We start from the raw sequence: 21964 nt of genomic DNA, 5'->3' as shown, positions 1-21964 counted from the left end.
GCTGCGTCCACGTGATTGCCACCGCCTCGGCACTTGAAACCCGGCAGAACCTGCGAACGGTAGCCCTAGGCAGCATGGTCGGCACCACCATCGAGTGGTACGACTTCTACCTCTACGCCACCGCCTCCGCTTTGGTCTTCAAGCCGCTGTTCTTCCCGCATGTGTCCGCGACGGCGGGGACCCTGGCGAGCTTTGCGACCTACGCGGCCGGATTCGGTGCCCGGCCGCTCGGCGCGATCGTCTCCGGGCACTTCGGGGACCGGCTGGGCCGCAAATCCGTGTTGGTGGCCGCGTTGCTCGTGATGGGTCTGGTCACGACAGCAATCGGCCTGCTGCCGACGTACGCCGAGGCGGGTCTGGTGGCCCCGGTCCTGCTGGCGGCGCTGCGGGTACTGCAGGGGCTTGCCGTGGGGGCTGAGTGGGGCGGCGCGGCCGTGTTGTCGGTGGAGCACGCGCCGCCGGGCCGGCGCGGGTTGTTCGGCAGCTTCACCCAGCTCGGCTCACCGGCAGGCATGCTGCTCGCGACGGTAGTGTTCTACGTGACCCGCAGCGCGACCGGCGCGGCCGACTTCTTGGCCTACGGATGGCGAATTCCCTTCCTCTTCAGCGCCATTCTGGTGGTGCTCGGGCTGTTTCTGCGCTTGAAGCTCACCGACGCGGAGATCTTCGAACGGCTCAGGGAGGTCGACGACCTGGCGCGGGTGCCGGTGCTCGAGGTGCTGCGCACCCAACCGCGCAACGTGCTGATCACGACGGGTCTGCGCCTGTCGCAGATCGCACTGTTCGTACTGCTGACCACGTATTCACTTAGCTACCTTCAGGATTCGTTCGGCAAGGGCAGCTCGATCGGCCTGATCGCGGTGTCGATATCGTCGGCCCTCGGGTTCCTCAGCACCCCCGGCTGGGCGCTGCTGTCGGACCGGGTGGGCCGGCGCCCGCCCTACCTGTTCGGCGCGCTCGCCGGCGTCTTGGCGCTCACGTTGTTCTTCGTGGCGGCCGGCAGTGGCTCGTCGATCGCCGTCGTGGCCGCAGTCGTCTTCGGCGTCAATGTCGTTCACGACGCCATGTACGGCCCGCAGGCCGCGTGGTTCGCCGAGCTCTTCGACACCCGGGTGCGCTACAGCGGCTCATCGCTGGGCTACCAGATCGGCGCCGTGCTGTCCGGGGGCTTCGCGCCGCTGATCGCCGCGTCGCTGCTGGCCGCGGGCGGTGGCCGCCCCTGGTTGATCGTCGGCTACTTCGCGGCGCTGGCGGCCCTCACCTTCGCGTCGGCCTACGTGGCGCGCGAAACCGGCACAGATCGGGCGAGCCTGTGAGCAGGATCTACCTCAACGCCTTCGACATGGCCTGCGTGGGGCATCAGTCGGCGGGATTGTGGCGCCATCCCGACGATCAGGGCCACCGCTACCGCGAACTCGGGTATTGGACGGACCTGGCGCGCATCCTGGAGGCCGGCGGCTTCGACGCGCTGTTTCTCGCCGACGTGCTGGGCGTCTACGACGTGTACGGCGGCTCGCGGGACGCGGCGGTGCGCGACGCCGCGCAGTTCCCGGTCAACGACCCGACTGCCGCCGTGTCGGCGATGGCGGCGGTCACCGACACCCTCGGCTTCGGTATCACGCTGTCGCTGACTTACGAGCAGCCCTACGCGTTGGCCCGCCGGCTGACCACCCTCGATCACCTCACCGGCGGGCGGGTGGCGTGGAACATCGTCACCTCGTACCTGGACAGCGCCGCGCGCAACCTGGGCCTGGACGCGCAGATCCCGCACGACCGACGCTACGAGATCGCCGAGGAGTACGTCGAGGTCTGCTACAAGCTGTGGGAGGCGTCTTGGGAGACCGACGCCGTGGTGCGCGACGCGCGGCGCGGGGTGTTCACCGACCCGGCGAAGGTGCACGACATCGAGCACAAGGGCCGCTACTTCTCGGTGCCCGGCCCCTTCCTGTGCGAGCCGTCGCCGCAACGTACCCCGGTGCTGTTCCAGGCCGGCGCGTCGCCGCGCGGCGTCCGGTTCGCCGCGGCCCACGCCGAGGCGGTGTTCGTGTCCGGGCCGACGCCGCAGATCGTGCGGCGCCCGGTCGCCGCCCTGCGCGGCGCCGCCGCGGAGTTGGGCCGCGATCCGCGATCGATCAAGGTGTTCACCATGGTGACCCCCGTGGTCGCCGAGACCCGCGCGGCCGCCAAGGCCAAGCTGGCCGACTACCGGCGCTTCGTCAGCGCGGACGGCGCGCTGGCCCTGTTCGGCGGCTGGACGGGGGTCGACCTGGCCGAGCTGGACCCCGACGAGCCGCTGCGCTACGTCGAGACTGACGCGAATCGCTCCGCGCTGGCCTCCTTCACGACCGCCGACCCGGACCGCGCCTGGACCGTCCGGGAACTGGCCGACGAGATCGGCATCGGCGGCCGCGGGCCGGTGCTCGTCGGTTCGCCGGGGGAGGTGGCCGACGAGCTCGAACGCTGGGTCCGGGAGGCCGACGTCGATGGGTTCAACGTGGCCTACGTCACGACACCGGGCACCTTCGTCGACTTCGCGAAATACGTTGTGCCCGAACTGCGTCACCGCGGACGGGTGCCGGAGGCCGTGCCCCGCTCCACCCTGCGCGAGCGGCTGGGCGGGGCCGGACCGTTGCTGCCCGCCGACCATCCCGGCGCGGCGTATCGGCGTTGACCGGTCCGCCGGTCCGTCCCCACCCACTGTTGCAATCACCGCGTGAACCCGCCGCCGAGAATCTCCCGGAACTCCTCGACGTTCGCGGGCTGCCTAGGGGGCGACCGTCAGCCAGTCGGCGAATCCGGACGGGTCGTGGCGGCCGAGCGCGCCGTGCTCGTAGAGCCCCCAGCCCTCCACCGGCTCGCGGTCGCCGTCGCGGCACACCGCCCGACCGACGTGGTCGATGACCCCGAAACCCGACCGCGCGACGATCGCCGGGTCGGTCATGTCGTAGGTGAGGCGTTCGACGAACTTCTCGCCCTTCCACATGCCGTGCAGCCAGTCCGAGTCACCGCCGTAGCCGCCGCCGACATGGATGGGCACCGGCAGCTTGGACTCCACGTCGAAGTGGACCGGGGTGCCGTCGGGCGCGGTGGCGTCGATCGTGGCCCCGGTGGGGATCCGGGTGCCGGAGCGGTAGTGGATCTTGACCCGCGGCCAGCCGAGTTGCTCGACGCGTCCGTCGCGCCAGACCCGGGTGCAGTCGTTGAGCGAGCGGAAGCCGTCGGGGGCTTCCTGAATGATCAGCACGATCGCGAAGTCGTCGAACGCCATCGGCACGTACAGCCACCACATGCCCTCGAACGGCGGATCCGCCGGCCGGCCCGCGGGCTCGGGCTCGCCGATCGGCCGGATGCCCCACGACCGGTCGCGGCTGCCGAGCCAGGTCCCGGGGTCGACGGCGATCTCCTCGCCGTCGATGGCGATGCGGCCGCTCCAGCTGCCGAGCTGAGCGAACCGCTGGGCGTCCAGCGTCACCCGGTTGCCGGACCGCATCAGGTGCGGCTGTTCCTGCACGACGTCGAACAGGCCCTCCCAGGTGAGATCGGCTGCGATGCCTTCGGTTTCATCGAGGACCAACCGCAGTTTGTGCAGCGGTTCGAGGACCTCGATCCGATAGCCGTTGACCTTCTGGTTGAGCCGATCTTGGTCGATGGCGTCACTCAGGTGCACCGCGGTCTGGGTGTCACCGCGCCGGACGAGGAAGAACGCGTCCTTGACCCCGAGGTTGGGGTAGTAGCCGATGCCGCTGATGACGAAGATGTTGCCGGTGCGGTCATGGGCGTTGAAGTAGGAGCGATCGTAGAAGTTGCGGTCCGAGGAACCCGGCCACGCGATCGGCTGCGGGATCTGGTGTACCGGGAACTCGTCGAGCGGTCCGAGCATTAGTGGTCCTCTCCGGTAAGGCCCTCGCCGATCAAACGTCGCATCAACCCGGCGTGGTAGAACAGCGACTCGACATCGTCGGGTTTCTCGGTTTCGCCGAAGTGCACCCGGCGCGCGCCGGTGCGCATGAACACGCAGGCCCACATGACGCCCGAGTAGACGTAGAACCAGCGCAGGTCGCCCACTTCCACGCCGGTCAGCCGTTGGTAGGTGGCGCGAACGTCGTCCTCGCGCATCACCTCCGGCAGGCCGGGCAGCCCGGCCAGGCCGGTCAGCTCTTGAAACACCATGTGGGCGTAGATCATCCACGCCACGTCGAGCTCGCGCGGCCCGAGCGTGACCATTTCCCAGTCCAGCACCGCCACCGGCTGGAAGTCGCGGTACAACACGTTGCCCACCCGGGCGTCGCCCCACAGCAGCACCGGCTCGCGCCCGGCCGGTTCGGCAGGCCAATGCTCCTCCAGCCACGCGAAGGTCCGTTCCAGCAGCGGCGAGCGGCCGATGTCGGGCACCGCGAAGTCATACCAGGATCGCACCCAGTTGAAGTGCCGGCGCAGCGCGGTGTCACCGTCTTGCCCGTCGGACAGGAAGCCAAAGGTGTTCTGGGCGTTCGGGATTGAATGCAGTTTGGCCAGCACGCCCACGGTCGCGTCCTGCAGTTCGCGTTGGCGTTCGGCGGGCGCGTCGGCGAACCAGTTGTTGCCGAACGTGTAGGGCATGACGTCGGGCGGCACCACACCGTCGACGTAGTCCATGACGAAGAAGGGCGTGCCCAACACCTCGCCGGTCGGCTCGAGCCAGCGCACCGGCGGGACGGGGACGTCGGTGAGTTCGCCGACCTTGCGGATCACCTCGAATTGGTGGTCAAGCCGATAGCTGGGGAAGACCTGCACGTCCTCGGGGGCGGGCGCGACCCGGGTCACCAGCTTCTGCTCGATGGGCTCGCCGTCGTGCTGCCAGCGGGCGGTCAGGATGATCGTTTCCGACGACATGCCCGTCGAGTCGACGCCGCTTTCGACGGTGACCTGCGGGTTCGCTCCGGCGGGCAGCACGGTCGAGAGCCACTTCGACATCACCGCGGGCAACGTCGTGACGTCTCGGCTGGAGCGCTGAAGCCGGTCGACCTTGTCGAGCACGGGTTCATTGGCCACGGGTGCCTCCATTCCTTGAGACTTGGTTCTCGTTGAGACCTCGGCGCGGCAATTACGATACGGTAGGTAGCGTTATGAAAGCAGACCCGTCCGCCATTGACAAGGCCCCCGGCGCCGGCCGGCCCCGGGACCCGCGCATCGACTCGGCCATCCTATCGGCCACCGCGGAACTGCTTGTCCAAATGGGTTATTCAAACCTGAGCCTGGCGGCGGTCGCCGAGCGCGCGGGAACCACGAAATCCGCGCTGTACCGGCGGTGGTCGAGCAAGGCCGAACTGGTGCACGAGGCGGCCTTCCCGGTGGCGCCGACCGCTCTCGAGGCGCCGGCCGGGGACATAGCCGCCGACATCCGGATGATGATCGAGGCCACCCGCGACGTCTTCACCACCCCAGTCGTCCGGGCCGCGCTGCCCGGCCTGGTGGCCGACATGACGGCCGATCCCGCGCTGAACGCCCGGGTGATGTCCCGCTTCGCGGACCTGTTCGCGACGGTGCGGGTGCGGCTCAGTGACGCCGTCGACCGGGGCGAGGCGCATCCCGATGTGGACCCGGACCGGCTGATCGAGCTGATCGGGGGGGCGACGATGCTGCGCATGCTGCTGCGCCCGGAGGACGCGCTCGACGATGCGTGGGTGGAGCAGACGACCGCCATCCTGGTGCACGGGGTGACGCGATGACGGGGCGCCTGTCCGGGCGGGCCGCGATCGTCACCGGCGCCAGCCGCGGGCTGGGCCGGGCGATCGCGCTGGCTCTCGCCGCCGACGGCGCCGCCGTGGCGGTGGCCGGGCGCACCGAGCAGGTGTGGGACGAGCGGTTGCCCGGCACCATCGGCGAGACGGTCGCCGACATCGAGGCGGCCGGCGGGCGCGCGGTTGCGGTCCGCGCCGACCTGACCGACCGGGACGACATCGCGCGACTGGTATCCACCGCGCGAGAAGCTTTGGGGCCCATCACGATTCTGGTGAACAACGCGGCCTTCACCGCTCCCGGCCGTCCGCCGGCGGCGGGTGCCGAGCAGCGCCCCAAATCTGCCAAGCCCGCGAGCGGCGCCGCCAAACCCGGGTGGCCCGGGTTCGTCAGCGTCCCGCTGACCGCGTACCGTCGGCATTTCGAGATCGCCGTCTTCGCCGCCTACGAGCTGATGCAGCTGGTCTGCCCCGACATGTTCGAAGCGGGTGGCGGGGCGATCATCAACATCACCTCGATCGCATCGAGGATTCCCGGCGACGGGCCGTACCCGGACCGCGGCGGCGGGGTGCTGCCGGGGTACGGCGGGTCGAAGGCGGCGCTCGAGCACCTGACGCAGTGCGCGGCTTACGATCTGGCCGATCACCACATCGCGGTGAACGCCCTGTCGCCGTCGAAACCGATCCTCACGCCCGGGCTGGCCTACTATGCCCGCGAGTTCGACGAGACCGCCGCGGCCGACGAATTCGCCCGGGCGGCAATAGAATTGGCGTTGGTCGATCCCGCAAAGGTTACGGGGCGCACGATCGGCCATCTGCAGGTGCTCGACGGCAGCTTCCGCCCCTTCCAGCCCGACTAGGCGGGCTTGGTCGCCGTGACGCCATTGATGATCACGGCGTGCAGGCGCTGCCATTTGGGAGACCGGAATCCCGCTTGTAACAGCAGGCGCTCGGCGCGGCGACGGGTGCGGGCCTTTCCGTGCCGGCCGAGGGCGAGGGTCGGCAGCAGCCAGAGCGAAAACCGGTCGACGAGCACCAGGCGTCCGCCGGGCCGCAGCACCCGCGCGCATTCCGTCAGACCGGCCAGCTGGTTGGACCAGTGATCGAATGATGTGGTGCTGACGACCAGATCGAAGACGCGGTCGGCATAGTTGATGTCTTCGGCCACTCCGCGGTTGAAGCTCAACCGCGGGTCGCGGCCGAGAGTCCTTGCCACGGCGACCATCTGGGGGGCGGCGTCGATCCCGCTGAGGTGCTTGGCGTTCGGGTAGCGGCGGGCCAACAGCCCCAACAGGTAGCCCGTGCCGCACCCGACGTCGAGCACATACTCGGGAGCGGCGACGGTCGCCACGGCCAGGTGTGCGGTGCGATCGGCGATCTCGTGGTGCAGCCGGCCACGCCAGCCGCGGTCGTAGTCCGCGGCGCGTTCGTCGAACGCGGCGACATCCCGATGCGGCGGCACCCGCTGAGTGTCTCACCGGGCCTGCCGCTTGGCGAGCAGCTGCACCCCGACCGGAACCGGCGGCGTCGATCGCGCCGAGAGCGGCGCCGATCCGCCCCCGCGCCTGTTCGGCGCTCATCCGGAAACCCATCCCACCACCCTATCGAACACATATTCGAATCCCACCGGGCGAATCGTGATCTGTGGATGAAGGCCGGACTGTGGATAACCCCCGGTCCGGCGTGCCAGGATGAGGCATAGCCAACCGGTCGAGTGGTGTGCCAATGCCTGGTGTGGACAAGGCCACGGGGCGCGTCGTCGCCCTGATCGTGCTGCTGCTCGCCGTCTCGGCCGCCCTGCGCGGTTACCTGCCCGCCCCACCCCACGGGCCGCGGGGCGAGGCCGCCGGCAGCGGTGCGGCGGCGATCATCGTGGTGGCGATCCTCGGGGCGGCATGCACACTGGTGGCGATCGCGGTCATCGCGAGGCTGCGGGACCCGCGCGCGGCGGCACCGCAGGCCGGCCAGCTGTCCGAGATGCTCGGCACCGGCAGGGGCCGGCCGAGCTGGCGGGTCGTGCTGATCGGGCTGGCGATCATCGTCGCCTGGCTGTCGATCGTGCTGGTCGGGTCCCGCCTGTTGTCGTCCCACCCCGTCGGCCAGGCGCCGCCCGCACCGGCGAGCGGCGCTCCGTCCGCCGAGCATGCCGACGCCCCGGCGCCGCGGCGGCCACATCCGCCGAACGGGGACATGTTCGGCGTCCTGCTCGCCGCCACCGTCCCCATGATGTTGATCATCGCCACCGGGACGATCGTCATGTCGCGGCGCCGGGCCGGCGCGGCCACACCGGGCGCCGTCGCCGATGACTTGGTGGAATCCGCGGCGCCGCCCACCCGTTCGGAATCGCTGGCGCGGGCGGCCGAACGCGGCCTGGCCGAGATGACCGACCTCAGCCGCGAACCCCGCGAGGCGATCATCGCCTGCTACGCGGCGATGGAGCGCGAGCTCGCCAACGTGCCCGGCGCCGCCCCGCAGGACTTCGACACCCCGACCGAGGTGCTGGCTCGGGCGGTCGAGCACCGTGCGCTGCACGCCGACAACGCCGTGCAATTGGTGAGCCTGTTCGCCGAGGCGCGCTTCAGTCCGCACGTCATGAACGAGGGCCACCGCGACGAGGCGGTGCGGGTGCTGCAGTTGGTGCTCGACGAGCTGAGATCCCGGAGTCCCGCATGAGAAAGACTCTGGCCCTTGGCGTCTGCCTGATCGTCGGGATCGAGCTGCTGGCGCTGATACTTCAGGACCGGCGGTTGTTGCTGGCCACCTCGGGTGGTGCCCTCGCGCTGGTGTTGCTCACCGTGCGTCGGGTGCTGGGCCGCGGCATGCAGAACGAGGGTGAAGCGGAGCCCGACGACCTCGGCGACTCGTTGCGCCGCTGGCTGTCCAACACCGAGACGACGATCCGCTGGTCGGAGTCCACCCGGGTGGACTGGGATCGGCACCTGCGCCCCATGCTCGCGCGCCGATACGAATTGGCCACGGGCGAAAGGCGATCCAAAGACCCCGTGGCGTATCAGGCGAGCGGTCAAATGCTCTTCGGGAGCGAACTGTGGGAATGGGTTAATCCGAACAACGTTGCGCGGACCGGTGACCGGCGGCCCGGTCCCGGCCGCGCGGCCCTGGAAGAGATTCTGCGAAAGTTGGAACAGGTATGACGCTGCCGGCGGCAACAACCACAGCGCGCTGCGAGGCGGTGCTCGACGAGATCGAGCGCGTGGTAGTGGGAAAGCGTTCCGCGCTCACACTCATCCTCACCACGGTGCTCGCGCGGGGCCATGTCCTGATCGAGGACCTGCCCGGCCTGGGTAAGACGCTGATCGCCAGGTCGTTCGCCGCCGCGCTGGGGCTGCAGTTCACCCGCGTGCAGTTCACCCCGGACTTGCTGCCCGCCGACCTGCTCGGCTCGACCATCTACGACATGCAGTCGGGCCGCTTCGCCTTCCGGCCCGGTCCCATCTTCACCAACCTCTTGCTCGCCGACGAGATCAACCGCACGCCGCCCAAGACGCAGGCGGCGCTGCTGGAAGCGATGGCCGAAGGCCAGGTGAGCATCGACGGCGAAACACACCAGCTGCCAAAGCCGTTCATCGTACTCGCCACCGACAACCCGATCGAGTACGAGGGCACCTACCCGCTGCCGGAAGCGCAGCTCGACCGGTTCGCCATCCGCCTGGAACTGCGGTACCTCTCCGAGCGCGACGAGACCGCGATGCTGCGGCGCCGCCTCGAACGCGGCTCGAACGAGCCGACCGTCAGCCAGGTGGTGGACGCCCACGACCTGCTCGCGATGCGGGAATCGGTCGAGCAGGTGACCGTCCACGAAGACGTGCTGCACTACGTGGTTTCGCTGGCCAACGCCACCCGGCACCATCCGCAGGTGGCGGTGGGCGCCAGCCCCCGCGCCGAACTCGACTTGGTTCAACTCGCCCGCGCCCGCGCGCTTCTGCTCGGGCGGGACTACGTCATTCCTGAGGACGTCAAGGCGCTCGCCGTCCCGGCGGTCGCACACCGAATCACCCTGCGCCCGGAGATGTGGGTGCGAAAAATTCAGGGCGCCGACGTCGTGGGTGAGTTGCTGCGCCGCCTGCCGGTGCCGCGGACCGGCGGTCAGACTGACTCCGGATGAGCGCGGCGTGACCGCTCGCGAGGTCGAGTTCCGCTGGGGCGCATCGCCATTGACGCGGGCCATCGCGACGTGCGCGGGGTTGGCGCTGGCGGTCGCGGTGATCGGCGCGCGGTGGCAGCTGGTCGCGTTCGCCGCACCGCTACTCGGCGTGCTGTGCTCGATCAGCTGGCAACGACCCGTGCCGACGGTCCGCGTGCACGGCGACCCGGATTCGCAGCGTTGCTTCGAGGATGACCGGGCGCGGCTGCGCATCTGGGCGACGGAAGCCGGCGAGGCGACGGGAACCTCCGCAGTCGAGCTGACGGTTCCGGCCGTCGAGGGGATGCAGTTCGAAGTCCTCGACGCCGATTCCCGGGACGCCACAACGGTTGCGGCGACGGCGCAACGCTGGGGCCGGTACTTCATCCGGGCCCGGGTCGACGCGGTCGCCCGGGGTGGGCTGCTGTCCGGGACGGCCGTCGTCGACGCGGCGGAAGTCATCGTGTTTCCGTTGACTCCGCCGCAGCCGACGCCCATCCCGCAGACCGAGCTGCTCGACCGCCTGGGTGCCCACCTCACCCGGCACATCGGCCCGGGCGTCGAGTACGCCGACATCCGCCCCTACGTGCCCGGAGACCAACTGCGCGCGGTGAATTGGCCGGTGAGCGCGCGCCGCGGCCAGCTGCATGTCACGCAACGCCTGACCGATCGCGCGGCCGACGTGGTGGTGCTGATCGACACGTACCGGCAACCGGCGGGCCCCGCGACCGCCGCCACCGAACGCGTCGTGCGCGGCGCCGCGCAGGTCGTGCAGACGGCCCTGCGGCACGGTGACCGCGCCGGGATCGTCGCCCTGGGCGGCAATCACCCGCGCTGGCTGGGCGCCGACATCGGGCAGCGCCAGTTCTATCGGGTGCTCGACACGGTGCTCGGCGCCGGCGACCGATTCGAGAACACCACCGGCACTCTGGCGCCGCGCGCTGCCGTCCCCGCGGGCGCGATTGTCATCGCGTTCTCCACGCTCCTGGACACCGAATTCGCGCTCGCGCTGATCGATCTGCGCAGGCGCGGCCATGTCGTCATCGCCGTCGACATCCTCGACAGCACCCCGTTCGAGGGCGAGCAGGATCCGTTGGTGAACCGGATGTGGGCGCTGCAGCGGTCCGCCATGTACCGCGACATGGCAACCGTCGGCGTCGACATCGTGTTGTGGCATCAGGACGGCGGATTGGAGCAATCCATGGGTGTGCTGCCGGACCGCCGCCGGCGGGTGCGGGGACGGCTCCGTGGCTAGCGGCGACGCGGGCGCGGTGCCGCGGCTGTGGGCCCCGGTGTTCTCGGCCGCATTCGGTTTGCTGATGGTGGGCCTGGCCGCCGACGGCTCGCACGGCCCGGCGGTGGCAGCCTGGGCGGCGGCGCTGATCGCGGTGGTCGGGGGAGCGGTATTTCGCCCCGCCGCAACCCTTGCAGTCTTGCTGTCGGTGGCCACCATCGCGCTCAACGATCCCCCACCGGTGTTCGTCGCACTGTCCGGCCTATGCGCGGCCGCATACCTGGTCTGCCGCCACGCGGCCGGCCGGGGAGCCGGGGCGGTGCTGGGCAGCTGGCCGACGGTCGTTGGGGCCGTGGGCTTTACGTTCGCCGGATTGGTCGCAACGTTGTTCCCGCTGCAACTGCCGTGGTTGCCGTTGGCCGCGCCGCTGGCGGCGCTGGCGGCCTACGTGCTGGCCGTGCGCCCGTTCCTGAACTGAGTTCAGTGCAGCAGTTGGGCGGCGTGATCGGCCAAGTCGAGCAGCGGTTGCGGGAAGATGCCCAACGCCACGGTGATCACGGCGCACACGGCGATCGCCGCCTTGCTCAGAATGCCCGGCGCCACCACATGCGGGGTGTCGTCGGTCGCCTCGGTGAAGAACATCGACACGATCACCCGCACATAGAAGTAGGCGGCGATACCGCTGGCGACCACACCGACGATTACCAGCGGCGCCGCGCCGCCCTGCGCCGCGGCCTTGAACACGGCGAGCTTGCTGACGAAGCCGCTCGTCAGCGGGATACCGGCGAAGGCCAGCAGGAACATCGAAAACATCACGCCCACAATGGGTGAGCGCTGCCCGAGCCCCGCCCAGTGTGACAGCGTGGCGTCCTCGACGCCGTCGTCGTCGCGGATCAGGCTCACGATGGCGAACGCGCCGACGGTGCTGAAGCTGTAGGCCAGCAGGTAGAACAGCGTGGACGAGAGGCCCGCCTGGTTGTCGGCGATGACGCCGGTGAGGATGAACCCGACGTGGGCGACCGACGAATAGGCCAGCATACGCTTGACGTCGGTCTGGTTCACCGCGGTGATGGTGCCCACCGCCATGGTGAGAATCGAGATGGTCCACAGCACCGGTCGCCACTGGTCGTGCAGCGGCGGCAGCGCGACGTAGACCACCCGCAGCAACGCGCCGAAGGCCGCGACCTTGGTGGCCGCCGCCATGAACCCGGTGATGGGCGTGGGCGCGCCCTGATAGACGTCGGGAATCCACGAATGGAACGGCACCGCACCCACTTTGAACAGCAGGCCGACGGCCAGCAGCGCGACACCCACCAGCGCCATCGACGTGTCCCCGTGTGCCGCCAGCGCATCCCGGATGCCGGTCAGCAGCAGGGTGCCGGTCGCGCCGTACAGCAGCGCCACGCCGTAGAGGAAGAATGCCGACGAGAACGCGCCCAGCAGGAAGTACTTCATCGCGGCCTCTTGGGACAGCAGGCGCCGATGCCGGGCCAGGCCGCACATCAGGTACAAGGGCAGCGAAAGGACCTCGAGCGCAACGAACATCGTCAACAGGTCGTTTGATGCCGGGAACACCATCATGCCGCCGACCGACAGCATCAACAGCGGGAACAGCTCCGTCTGCGCGGCCCCGGCCCGCTCGGCGTCGCGCTCGGCGTCGCTGCCGGGAACCGCGGAGGCCTGCGGGGTGAACGAATCCAGGCCGGCCGGGCGGGCGGCTCCCACACCCGCGGCAACCTTGCTCTCCGTTTTGGCTTGGGTGCGTTCGGCGATGAAGATCACCGCCAGCGCCGCGACCAGCAGCACCGTGCCCTGCAGGTACAGGGTGGTCCGGTCGATGGCCATGGCGCCCAGCACGGTCGCACGGCCGGAGGCCGGAATCGACTCGGCCACCTCCACGGTCGCCACGAACGCCGCGATCAGACCGGCCAGGGCCAACGTCACCTGCGCGCCGTAGCGAACCCGCCTGGGCAGGAACGCTTCCGCGAGGACTCCCACCACCGCGACGCCGAACACGATGAGCGTCGGGCAGAGCAGGAAGTACTCGATGCTGGGGGTGGGGAGGGTCATCATCGCGGTCCTTCGGCTGTCCGGGGTGCGCGGTTGACGGCCGGCACGCTCGGCGCGGGATCGTGCTGTCCGATCGTGGTCATCGTGTTTTCGACGGCAGGGTTGATGATGTCGAGCACCGGCTTGGGGTAGACCCCTAGGACGAACAGCAGGGCGATCAACGGTGCCACCACGACCAATTCGCGCGCCCGCAGGTCACCGATCTTCTCGTTGCCGGTGGCCACCGGGCCGGTCATCATGCGCTGATAGAGCCAGAGCATGTAGATGGCGGACAGCACCAGCGCGGTCACACCGAACGCGGCGGCCAGCCAGTACCGATTGAAAGTGCCCAGCAGCACCAGGAATTCGCTGATGAACGGCGCCAGTCCCGGCAGCGACAGGGTGGCCATGGCCGACACGAGGAACGTGCCGGCCAGGATGGGCGCCACCTTTTGCACCCCGCCGTAATCGGCGATCGCGCGGCTGCCGTGCCGGGAGATCAGGAATCCCGCGATCAGGAACACCGCCGCCGTGGACAGCCCGTGGTTGAGCATGTACAGCGTCGACCCGCTCTGTCCCTGGCTCGTCATCACGAAGATGCCCAGGATGATGAACCCGAAGTGGGAGATGGAGGTGTAGGCGATCAGGCGCATGACGTCGGTCTGCCCGATGGCCACGATCGCCCCGTAGATCACCCCGATGACGGCCAGAACGATGATCAGGGGGCGGAAATACGTTGAGGCGCCGGGGAAAAGCTGCAGGCAGTAGCGCAGCATGCCGAAGGTGCCGACCTTGTCCATCACGGCCATCATCAGCACCGCGGTCGCCGGGGTGGCCTCGACGGCGGCGTCGGGCAGCCAGCGGTGGAAGGGCCATAGGGGCGCCTTGATGGCGAAGGCGAACATGAAGCCCAGGAACAGCGCTTTGAACACCGCGGAGTCGGCGCCGTAGCGGCCGGAGGCCACGCCCGCCACGATCTCGCGGAAGTCGAAGGTGCCCGAACCGTGCTGCGCGGTCACCACGTACAGCCCGATCACCGCGGCCAGCATGATCAGCCCGCCGAACAGGTTGTACAGCAAGAACTTCACCGCCGCGCGTGACCGGCCCGGACCGCCGCCGAAGCCACCGATCAGGAAGTACATCGGGATGAGCATGGCCTCGAAGAAGACGTAGAACAGCAGCACGTCGAGCGCGACCACGGAGATCAGCACCATCGACTCGATCGCCAGCGTCAGGGCGACGTAGGCGTGCACGCCGCGAGGGCTGCGCTCGCCGCTTCGCGACGAGTCGTCACCATCTCCGTCGTTCCAGCCGGCCACCTGCAGCACCGGGATCAGCACGGCGGTGAGCAGCACCAGCACCACGGCGATGCCGTCCACGCCGAGGGAGTAGGTGGCACCGAACGCCGGGATCCAGGAATGGCTTTCGACGAATTGGTAAGTGCTGCCACCGGACTTGAAGCCGAGGGTGACGACGATCGCGACGGCCAGCGTGAGGATGCCGAAGACCAGCCCGGTCCACTTGGCGAGCCGGCGCAGCCCCGGTGGCAGCAGGATGACGAGCACCGAGCCGGCCAGCGGCACCAGCCACAGGACACTCAGCCACGGAAGGTTATTCACCACAGTTTCACCGCCAGAATCAGCGCGATCACCAGGACCGCGCCCGTCAGCATCGACAATGCGTAGTTGCGGGCGAAGCCGGTCTGCAGCCCCCGCAGGCGATTCGAAGTCCGGCCCACCAGGGCGGCCAGCGCGTTCACCGAGCCGTCCACGCCCGCGTTGTCGACATCGACCAGCGCTTGGGTGAGTTCGGCTCCGGGGCGCATGAACACCTCCTCGTTGAAGGCGTCGCCGTAGAAGTCCCTGCGCGCGGCCGTCGTGACCGGCGACACGGAAAGCGGGGCCACCCGGGGGATTTCCGCGTTGGCGTACAACCGGTAGGCCACCGCGATCCCGATCGCGACGACGCCCAGCGCCAGGGCGGTGTTGACCCACACCGGGACGGCGCGGGTGACCTCTTCGTGTTTGCCGACGACCGGCTCGAGCCAGCGCTGCAGGGTGCCCCGCCACGCCAGTAGCCCACCCGAGAACACCGAGCCGACGGCGAGCAGGATCATCGGCCAGGTCATCAGGCCGGGTGCCTCGTGGGGATGAGTGCCTGGGCCCCAACGCTTTTTGCCGAAGAAGGTCATCAGCATCACGCGCGTCATGTAGAACGCGGTGACGCCGGCGCCGAGCAGCGCCGCGCCGCCCAGCACGTAACCGCGGGCGCCGCCGGCGCCCAACGCGGCCTCGATGATGGCGTCCTTCGAGAAGAAGCCCGCGAACGGCGGCACGCCGATGATGGCCAGATAGCCCAGGCCGAAGGTGGCGAAGGTGACCGGCAGCGCCGCTCGCAGACCGCCGTAGCGGCGCATGTCCTGTTCCTCGTGCATCGCGTGGATCACCGCGCCGGAGCCGAGGAACAACCCGGCCTTGAAGAAACCGTGGGTGAGCAGGTGCATGATCGCGAACGCGTAGCCGGCCGGGCCCAGCCCGGCGGCCAGCACCATGTAACCGATCTGGCTCATCGTGGAGGCCGCCAACGCGCGTTTGATGTCGTCCTTGGCGCAGCCGATGAACGCACCGAGTAGCAACGTGACCGCGCCGACGACCACGACGGCGGTTTGCGCATCGGGCGCCAGGTTGTATAGCGGGTTGGACCGCACGATCAGGTAGACGCCGGCGGTCACCATGGTGGCGGCGTGGATGAGCGCGGACACCGGGGTTGGGCCCTCCATGGCGTCACCCAACCAGGCCTGCAGCGGGACCTGCGCGGACTTGGCGCAGGCGCCCAGCAGCAGCAGCAAGCCCATCGCCGTCAGCGCGCCGCGGCCGGCGGCGGGTGCGCCGGCGAACACCCCGGCGTAGGAGAGCGTGCCGAAGGTGCTGAACATCAAGAACATTCCCAGTGCCAGCCCGGCGTCACCGACGCGGTTCATCACGAACGCCTTCTTGGCGGCCGTGGCCGCCGTGGGCTTGTGGTACCAGAACCCGATCAGCAGGTAGGACGCCAAGCCCACGCCTTCCCAGCCGACGTAGAGCACCACGTAGTTGTCGGCGACCACCAGCAACAGCATCGAGGCCAGGAACAGGTTGAGGTAACCGAAAAACCGTCGCCGATCCGGGTCTTCGGCCATGTAGGCGACCGAATAGATGTGGATGAGCGACCCGACTCCGGAGATCAGCAAGACGAAACACACTGACAGCTGGTCGATTTGCAGGCCGAGGTCCACCTGCAGCTGGCCGACCGGGATCCAGGTGTACACCGTCTGGTGGATGACCCGGTCCTCGGCGCCGCGGCCGAGCAGTTCGCTCAGCAGGCTCACGCCGACGCCGAACGCCGCGAGCGCGGTGGCGCAGCCCAGCCAGTGCCCCCACGGGTCGGTGCGTCGGCCGCCGAACAACAGGATCGCGGCACCCGCCAGCGGCAGCGCCACCAGCAGCCAGGTGTAGTGAGTCATGTTGGCGTTATCAGCCTTTGAGTAGGTTCGCGTCGTCGACCGACGCCGATTTGCGGGCACGGAAAATCGTCATGATGATGGCCAGACCGACGACGACCTCACACGCGGCCACGACCATCGTGAAGAACGCGATCATCTGCCCGTCGAGGTGGCCGTGCATCCGCGCGAACGTGACGAACGCCAGGTTGACCGCGTTGAGCATCAGCTCGACGCACATGAACATGACGATGGCGTTGCGCCGCAACAGCACACCCGAGGCTCCGATGGTGAACAGCAGGGCCGAAAGGTAGAGGTAATTGGCCGGATTCACGACGTGCCACCTTTGATCGCCTGCCGGGAGGGAGTCGCCTTGCCGTCGGCGCCGCGGCTGCGCAGGATCGGCGACACCGACAGCTCCGAGTAGGACCCGTCCGGCAGCAGCGCGGCCACGTCGACGGCGTTGTGGCGCGCGTAGACGCCGGGGCTGGGCATCGGGGTCGGGTGTCCGCCGGGCTGGAATCGCTCCTGCGACAGCTCCCGCTGCGTCTTGCGGCGCTCGAAGCGTTCGCGGTGGGCCAGCACCATCGCCCCGATGGCCGCCGTGATCAACAGGGCGCTGGTGAGTTCGAACGCCCAGAGGTAACGGGAGAAGATCAGCGCCGCAAGCCCTTCCACGTTGCCGTTGGAGTTGGCGGTGGTCAGCCCCGCGAAGCCGCCGGTCGCGGCGGTGCCGATCGCGGCGATCAGCAGGACGCCGAAGCCGATCCCCGCCAGCACCGCGGCGATGCGCTGGCCGTGCAGCGTCTCCTTCAGCGATTCCGCGGAGTCCACGCCGATCAGCATCAGCACGAACAAGAACAGCATCATCACCGCGCCGGTGTAGACCACGACTTGGACGACACCCAGGAACAGCGCGTCCTGGATCATGTAGAAGACCGCCAGGATGATCATCGTCATGGCCAGGAACATCGCCGAGTACACGGCGTTGACCGCGAGCACCACCCCGATGGCGCCGATCAGCGCCAGCGCGCCCAGCACCCAGAAGGCCACCGCTTCACCGGTGGAGGTGCGGACGATGGTGTCGGAGGCCAGCAGCTGGCCCGTGAACCCAGTCACCGGGATTCCCCGGCCTTCTCGGCGTCGCGCAGCCCGTCCGCGGTGACATTGCCCTGGTAGTAGTCCTTGTCGGTGGCGCCGGGCGCCCGGGGGTGCGGCGGCGCGGTCATGTCGGGCAGCAGGGGGGCAAGCAGCCGGTCCTTTTCGTAGATCAGGTCGGCGCGGTTGTCGTCGGCCATCTCGTAGTCGTTGGTCATCGTCAGCGCGCGGGTCGGGCAGGCCTCGATGCACAGGCCGCAGCCGATGCAGCGCAGGTAGTTGATCTGGTAGACCCGGCCGTAGCGTTCACCGGGCGAATACCTGAGCTCCTCGGTGTTGTCCGCGCCCTCGACGTAGATCGCGTCGGCGGGGCAGGCCCACGCGCACAGCTCGCACCCGATGCACTTCTCCAGGCCGTCCGGGTAACGGTTGAGCTGGTGCCGGCCGTGGTAGCGCGGCGCGACGGGACCCGGCTTCTCCGGATACTCCTCGGTGACGTTCTTTTTGAACATCGATCCGAACGTCACGCCGAAGCCGGCCACGGCGTCCAAGAATTTAGCCACGTGCTTTCTCCTTGCTCGCCGCCGCCAGGGACTTCATCGGCAGCGGCGGTGTCGGGAATACGGGTATGGAGGTCTCTCCGGCAGGCAGCTGTTTGGCCTGGCGGCGGAGCTGTCGCTCCAGCGCGCGAATGCCCGGCGTGGCGAACGGTTTTCGCAACAACAGCACCAGCGCCGTGGCGAACACGATGCTGCTGACCACCAGCACCGGGGTCCAGTGCGCATACCCCTGGTTCTGCATGGTGCGGATCACGGCCGCGATCAGCACCCAGACCAGCGAGGCGGGGATCAGCAACTTCCAGCCCAGCGCCATGAACTGGTCGTAGCGCAGGCGGGGCAGCGAGGCCCGCAGCCAGAAGTAGATGAACAGGAAGGTCCACATCTTGGCGGTGAACCAGAGCACCGGCCACCATCCGGTGTTGGCGCCCGCCCACATGTTGATCGGCCAGGGCGCGTGCCAGCCGCCGAAGAACAACGCGGTGGCCAGCGACGAGACCGTCATCATGTTGACGTACTCGGCGAGCATGAACATCGCGAACTTCAGCGACGAGTACTCGGTGTGGAAGCCGGCGACCAGCTCGCCCTCGGCTTCGGGCAAATCGAATGGGGCGCGGTTGGTTTCACCGACCATCGAGATCAGGTAGATCACGAAGGACGGCAGCAACAGGAACACGTACCAGACCCGGTCCTGCGCGGCGACGATCTCGGACGTGGACATCGAGCCGGCGTAGAGGAACACCGCCGCGAACGACAGCCCCATCGCCACTTCGTAGGAGATGACCTGGGCGGTGGAGCGCACGCCGCCCAGCAGCGGGTAGGTGGACCCGGATGCCCAGCCGCCCAGCACAATCCCGTACACCCCGATCGCCGACAACCCGAGAATGAACAGCACAGCGACCGGCAGGTCGGTCAGCTGCAGTGGAGTGCGGTGGCCGAACACCGACACCACCGGGCCGAACGGGATGAACGCGAACGCGGTGAACGCCGGGATCGTCGAGATGACCGGCGCCGCGAAGTAGACGAACTTGTCGACCCCGCCGGGCGTGATGGTCTCCTTGAGCGCCAACTTGATTCCGTCGGCCAGGCTTTGCAGCGTGCCCCACGGTCCCGCCCGGTTGGGGCCGGGCCGAAGCTGCATCCAGCCCAGGATCTTGCGTTCCAGCAGGATCGCGACCAGCACGTTGAGCATGAGGAACACGAAGATGGCCAGCGCCTTACCCAGCACCAGCCACCAGGTGTCGTGTCCGAATGCGGACAAGGTGCTCGCCGTCATGATCCCACTCCGATTTTCACTGTGCTGCCCAGCGTTACGCCCAGCTGCCGCTGCACGGCGCAACCCGGCGAGTTCAGCGGAAGCCACACCACCCGGTCGGGCATGTCGGTGATGACGAGCGGCAGGCTGATCGATCCGCGTGGCGTGCTGACCGTCACCGCGTCGCCGTCCGCGGCGCCGATTTCAGCGGCCGTGTCGGCCGACAGCCGGACCGCGGATTTGCGCGCGGTTCCGGCCAAATGCGGTTCACCGTCTTGCATCCGGCCGTTGTCGAGCAGCATCCGCCAGCCGGTGAGCACGGCCTCGCCGGCACCGGGCTGGGCCGGCTGCGGCGTCGCGACGGACGGGCCGCTCGCCCAGCCGCCGTCCCAGGTGCCCAGCCCGGCCAGTTCGGTGCGGGCCGCTTCTGCGGTCGACAGCCCCAGATAGACGCCCATCTCCTCGGCCAGTGCGTCGAGCACCTGGTGGTCGGACTGGCTGGCTTGCGCGATGGTCCCGCGCAGCGCCGGCTCGAAGGGGCGGTAGCGGCCCTCCCAGTTGACGAAGGCGCCGGCCTTCTGCGTCGTCGGCGCGACCGGAAACACCACGTCGGCGCGATCGGTCACCGCGCTCTGCCGCAGCTCCAGGCTGACGACGAAGCCCGCGGAGTCCAGCGCGGCCAGCACCGCCTCGGGGTCGGCGAAGTCGTCGGGTTCGACACCACCGACCAGCAAGGCGCCGAGCGTCCCGTCGGCGGCGCCGGCCAGGATGCCCTCGACGTCACGCCCTGCGGCGGAAGGCAATTCGGAGACGTGCCACGCCGCCGCGATCTGGGCGCGGGCCGACTCGTCGTCGAGTGGGCGGCCGCCGGGCAGCAGGGTGGGCAGCGCGCCGGCCTCCAGCGCGCCGCGCTCGCCGGCTCGCCGCGGCACCCACGCCAGCCGGGCCCCGGTGGCTTCGGCGAGCCGGGCCGCGGCGGACAATCCACCGGGCGCGGTGGCCAGCCGTTCCCCGACCATGATGACCGCGCCGGGTGAGGAGAGCAGGTCGCCCACCTCACCGCTGGCCAGGCCGTCCAGCGCCGCGGCCTCGCCTCCGGGAGCGGTCTTGATCAGATGTCCGGACATCTTCGTCAGCGCCCGGGTGGCGAACGGCGCGACCGCGTACACCGGCAGCCCGCGCTTGCGGGCGGCCTTGCGCAGTCGCAGGAACACGATGGGGGACTCGTCTTCGGGCTCGAAGCCGACGAGCACCACCACGGGCGCCGATTCCAGGTCGGAGTAGCTGACGTTGCGCCGGCCCGCGATGTGCGACGCCAGGAAGTCGGCCTCCTCAGCCGAGGTCGGGCGGGCGCGGAAGTCGATGTCGTTGCTGTCCAGGACGATTCGAGCGAACTTCGAGTAGGCGTAGGCGTCTTCCAGCGTCGCCCGGCCGCCGACCAGTACACCCGTGCGCCCGCGGGCCGCCTCGAGGCCCCGGATCGCCGTGGCTATCGCGTGCGACCACGACGCGGGCACCAGAGCGCCGTCCGCATCGCGGATAAGGGGCGTGGTGATCACGTCCTGCTGGGTCGCGTAGGTGAACGCCCACCGGCCCTTGTCGCAGTTCCACTCCCCGTTGACCTCGGGGTCGTCGCCGGCCAGGCGGCGCAGCACCTTGCCGCGCCGGTGGTCGGTGCGCTGGGCGCAGCCGGACGCGCAGTGCTCGCAGACGCTGGGGCTCGACACCAGGTCGAACGGGCGGGCGCGGAAGCGGTAGGCCGTTCCGGTCAGCGCACCGACCGGGCAGATCTGCACCGTGTTGCCCGAGAAGTACGAATCGAACGGCTCGTTGGCGTAGATGCCGACCTGTTGCAGGGCTCCCCGCTCCTGCATGTCGATGAAGGGGTCGCCGGCGATCTGCTCGGAGAACCGGGTGCAGCGGGCGCACAGGATGCAGCGCTCACGGTCCAGCAGCACCTGCGCGGAGATGTTGATCGGCTTGGCGAAGGTGCGCTTGACGTCGGTGAAGCGAGAATCCGTGCGGCCGTTGGACATCGCCTGGTTCTGCAGCGGGCACTCGCCGCCCTTGTCGCACATCGGGCAATCCAGCGGGTGGTTGATGAGCAGCAGCTCCATCACGCCGTGCTGGGCTTTGTCGGCGGCCTCGGAAGTGAGCTGCGTCCGCACGACCATGTCGTCGGTGGCCACGGTGGTGCAGGACGCCATCGGCTTGCGTTGGCCCTCGACCTCGACCAGGCACTGCCGGCACGCCCCGACCGGCTCGAGCAGCGGGTGATCGCAGAACCGCGGGATCTGGATGCCCATCAACTCGGCCGCGCGGATCACCAATGTGCCCTTGGGCACGCTGATTTCGTTGCCGTCGATGGTCAGCGTGACCATTTCCGGTGGACGTACCTCGTCACCGGTCTCGGTTTTGGCGGCACTAGTCAAAGT

The 21964-nt window shown here is 69.1% G+C and carries 20 protein-coding genes; 9 read left to right on the top strand and 11 right to left on the bottom strand.

What is annotated here, in order from left to right:
• Positions 1–74 precede the first annotated feature (74 nt).
• Both A5681_RS07430 and A5681_RS07425 read left to right on the top strand, forming a co-directional pair.
• Positions 75–1316, top strand: coding sequence for an MFS transporter (locus A5681_RS07430; RefSeq protein WP_082968237.1), 1242 nt, complete (start codon positions 75–77; stop codon positions 1314–1316).
• The gene (locus A5681_RS07425; RefSeq protein ID WP_067271474.1) at positions 1313–2671 is read left to right on the top strand and encodes an LLM class flavin-dependent oxidoreductase; all 1359 of its coding nucleotides are present in this window, start codon (positions 1313–1315) and stop codon (positions 2669–2671) included. Before A5681_RS07430 ends, A5681_RS07425 begins: the two co-directional genes overlap by 4 nt.
• Positions 2672–2764: 93 nt before the next feature.
• Here A5681_RS07425 and A5681_RS07420 read toward each other — a convergent pair whose 3' ends face one another.
• Together A5681_RS07420 and A5681_RS07415 are read right to left on the bottom strand one after the other, a co-directional pair.
• Positions 2765–3880: a hypothetical protein gene (locus A5681_RS07420; RefSeq protein WP_067271471.1), complete on the bottom strand. Its 1116-nt coding sequence runs from the start codon at positions 3878–3880 to the stop codon at positions 2765–2767.
• The gene (locus A5681_RS07415) at positions 3880–5031 is read right to left on the bottom strand and encodes a phosphotransferase family protein (protein ID WP_067271638.1); all 1152 of its coding nucleotides are present in this window, start codon (positions 5029–5031) and stop codon (positions 3880–3882) included. Before A5681_RS07415 ends, A5681_RS07420 begins: the two co-directional genes overlap by 1 nt.
• A 74-nt stretch (positions 5032–5105) precedes the next feature.
• On the opposite strand from A5681_RS07415, the gene A5681_RS07410 reads away from it, so the two are divergent.
• Together A5681_RS07410 and A5681_RS07405 are read left to right on the top strand one after the other, a co-directional pair.
• Positions 5106–5708: a TetR/AcrR family transcriptional regulator gene (locus A5681_RS07410; protein WP_067271468.1), complete on the top strand. Its 603-nt coding sequence runs from the start codon at positions 5106–5108 to the stop codon at positions 5706–5708.
• A complete protein-coding gene (locus tag A5681_RS07405) occupies positions 5705–6577 on the top strand; it encodes an SDR family NAD(P)-dependent oxidoreductase (protein ID WP_067271465.1) in 873 nt (290 codons plus the stop codon). Before A5681_RS07410 ends, A5681_RS07405 begins: the two co-directional genes overlap by 4 nt.
• Here A5681_RS07405 and A5681_RS07400 read toward each other — a convergent pair.
• A complete protein-coding gene (locus tag A5681_RS07400; protein ID WP_067271462.1) occupies positions 6574–7179 on the bottom strand; it encodes a class I SAM-dependent methyltransferase in 606 nt (201 codons plus the stop codon). The genes A5681_RS07405 and A5681_RS07400 overlap by 4 nt on opposite strands.
• Positions 7180–7442: 263 nt before the next feature.
• Here A5681_RS07400 and A5681_RS07395 point away from each other — a divergent pair, with 263 nt between their 5' ends.
• The 5 genes from A5681_RS07395 (at position 7443) to A5681_RS07375 (ending at position 11570) form a co-directional block, all read left to right on the top strand.
• Entirely contained in the window at positions 7443–8390 is a 948-nt protein-coding gene (locus A5681_RS07395) for a DUF4129 domain-containing protein (protein WP_067271459.1), read from the top strand.
• Positions 8387–8869 carry a hypothetical protein gene (locus A5681_RS07390; protein WP_067271455.1) on the top strand — a complete coding sequence of 161 codons (483 nt, stop codon included), beginning with the start codon at positions 8387–8389 and terminating at the stop codon, positions 8867–8869. Before A5681_RS07395 ends, A5681_RS07390 begins: the two co-directional genes overlap by 4 nt.
• Entirely contained in the window at positions 8866–9840 is a 975-nt protein-coding gene (locus tag A5681_RS07385; protein WP_067271450.1) for an AAA family ATPase, read from the top strand. Before A5681_RS07390 ends, A5681_RS07385 begins: the two co-directional genes overlap by 4 nt.
• A gap of 7 nt (positions 9841–9847) precedes the next feature.
• Positions 9848–11113, top strand: a complete 1266-nt coding sequence (locus tag A5681_RS07380; protein WP_067271447.1) for a DUF58 domain-containing protein — start codon at positions 9848–9850, stop codon at positions 11111–11113.
• Between the two features lie 64 nt (positions 11114–11177).
• On the top strand, positions 11178–11570 hold the full coding sequence (locus tag A5681_RS07375; RefSeq protein WP_231996240.1) for a hypothetical protein: 393 nt from the start codon (positions 11178–11180) through the stop codon (positions 11568–11570).
• Positions 11571–11572: 2 nt separating this feature from the next.
• Here A5681_RS07375 and nuoN read toward each other — a convergent pair whose 3' ends face one another.
• The 8 genes from nuoN to A5681_RS07335 are packed head-to-tail and all read right to left on the bottom strand — an operon-like array spanning position 11573 to position 21961.
• Positions 11573–13162 carry an NADH-quinone oxidoreductase subunit NuoN gene (gene nuoN, locus A5681_RS07370; protein ID WP_067271441.1) on the bottom strand — a complete coding sequence of 530 codons (1590 nt, stop codon included), beginning with the start codon at positions 13160–13162 and terminating at the stop codon, positions 11573–11575.
• Positions 13162–14760 carry an NADH-quinone oxidoreductase subunit M gene (locus A5681_RS07365; RefSeq protein ID WP_197498538.1) on the bottom strand — a complete coding sequence of 533 codons (1599 nt, stop codon included), beginning with the start codon at positions 14758–14760 and terminating at the stop codon, positions 13162–13164. The genes nuoN and A5681_RS07365 overlap by 1 nt, the downstream gene beginning before the upstream one ends.
• Entirely contained in the window at positions 14757–16643 is a 1887-nt protein-coding gene (gene nuoL, locus A5681_RS07360) for an NADH-quinone oxidoreductase subunit L (RefSeq protein ID WP_067271435.1), read from the bottom strand. The genes A5681_RS07365 and nuoL overlap by 4 nt, the downstream gene beginning before the upstream one ends.
• Positions 16644–16653: 10 nt before the next feature.
• The gene (nuoK, locus tag A5681_RS07355) at positions 16654–16953 is read right to left on the bottom strand and encodes an NADH-quinone oxidoreductase subunit NuoK (RefSeq protein WP_007168303.1); all 300 of its coding nucleotides are present in this window, start codon (positions 16951–16953) and stop codon (positions 16654–16656) included.
• On the bottom strand, positions 16950–17717 hold the full coding sequence (locus tag A5681_RS07350; protein ID WP_156737890.1) for an NADH-quinone oxidoreductase subunit J: 768 nt from the start codon (positions 17715–17717) through the stop codon (positions 16950–16952). The genes nuoK and A5681_RS07350 overlap by 4 nt, the downstream gene beginning before the upstream one ends.
• Before the next feature lie 17 nt (positions 17718–17734).
• Entirely contained in the window at positions 17735–18280 is a 546-nt protein-coding gene (nuoI, locus tag A5681_RS07345; protein WP_067271427.1) for an NADH-quinone oxidoreductase subunit NuoI, read from the bottom strand.
• Complete coding sequence (nuoH, locus tag A5681_RS07340) at positions 18273–19535, bottom strand: NADH-quinone oxidoreductase subunit NuoH (RefSeq protein WP_197498537.1); 1263 nt, start codon at positions 19533–19535, stop codon at positions 18273–18275. Before nuoH ends, nuoI begins: the two co-directional genes overlap by 8 nt.
• An 11-nt stretch (positions 19536–19546) precedes the next feature.
• Positions 19547–21961, bottom strand: a complete 2415-nt coding sequence (locus A5681_RS07335; protein ID WP_067271421.1) for an NADH-quinone oxidoreductase subunit G — start codon at positions 21959–21961, stop codon at positions 19547–19549.
• Between the last annotated feature and the right edge of the window lie 3 nt (positions 21962–21964).

This window comes from Mycobacterium scrofulaceum, from assembly GCF_001667885.1.
In the GTDB taxonomy this organism is placed as follows: Bacteria; Actinomycetota; Actinomycetes; order Mycobacteriales; family Mycobacteriaceae; genus Mycobacterium; species Mycobacterium scrofulaceum_C.
The sequence above is the reverse complement of the archived record's forward strand: the minus strand, read 5'-3'. Positions and strand labels throughout refer to the sequence as shown.

Excerpts from the sequence above, each read along its gene's own strand:
- A5681_RS07420 (WP_067271471.1), bottom strand. The coding sequence starts at position 3,880 with ATGCTCGGACCGCTCGACGAGTTCCCGGTACACCAGATCCCGCAGCCG.
- nuoL (WP_067271435.1), bottom strand. The coding sequence starts at position 16,643 with ATGACTCACTACACCTGGCTGCTGGTGGCGCTGCCGCTGGCGGGTGCC.
- A5681_RS07395 (WP_067271459.1), top strand. The coding sequence starts at position 7,443 with ATGCCTGGTGTGGACAAGGCCACGGGGCGCGTCGTCGCCCTGATCGTG.
- A5681_RS07410 (WP_067271468.1), top strand. The coding sequence starts at position 5,106 with ATGAAAGCAGACCCGTCCGCCATTGACAAGGCCCCCGGCGCCGGCCGG.
- A5681_RS07430 (WP_082968237.1), top strand. The coding sequence starts at position 75 with ATGGTCGGCACCACCATCGAGTGGTACGACTTCTACCTCTACGCCACC.
- A5681_RS07390 (WP_067271455.1), top strand. The coding sequence starts at position 8,387 with ATGAGAAAGACTCTGGCCCTTGGCGTCTGCCTGATCGTCGGGATCGAG.
- A5681_RS07375 (WP_231996240.1), top strand. The coding sequence starts at position 11,178 with ATGGTGGGCCTGGCCGCCGACGGCTCGCACGGCCCGGCGGTGGCAGCC.
- A5681_RS07405 (WP_067271465.1), top strand. The coding sequence starts at position 5,705 with ATGACGGGGCGCCTGTCCGGGCGGGCCGCGATCGTCACCGGCGCCAGC.
- A5681_RS07385 (WP_067271450.1), top strand. The coding sequence starts at position 8,866 with ATGACGCTGCCGGCGGCAACAACCACAGCGCGCTGCGAGGCGGTGCTC.
- nuoN (WP_067271441.1), bottom strand. The coding sequence starts at position 13,162 with ATGACCCTCCCCACCCCCAGCATCGAGTACTTCCTGCTCTGCCCGACG.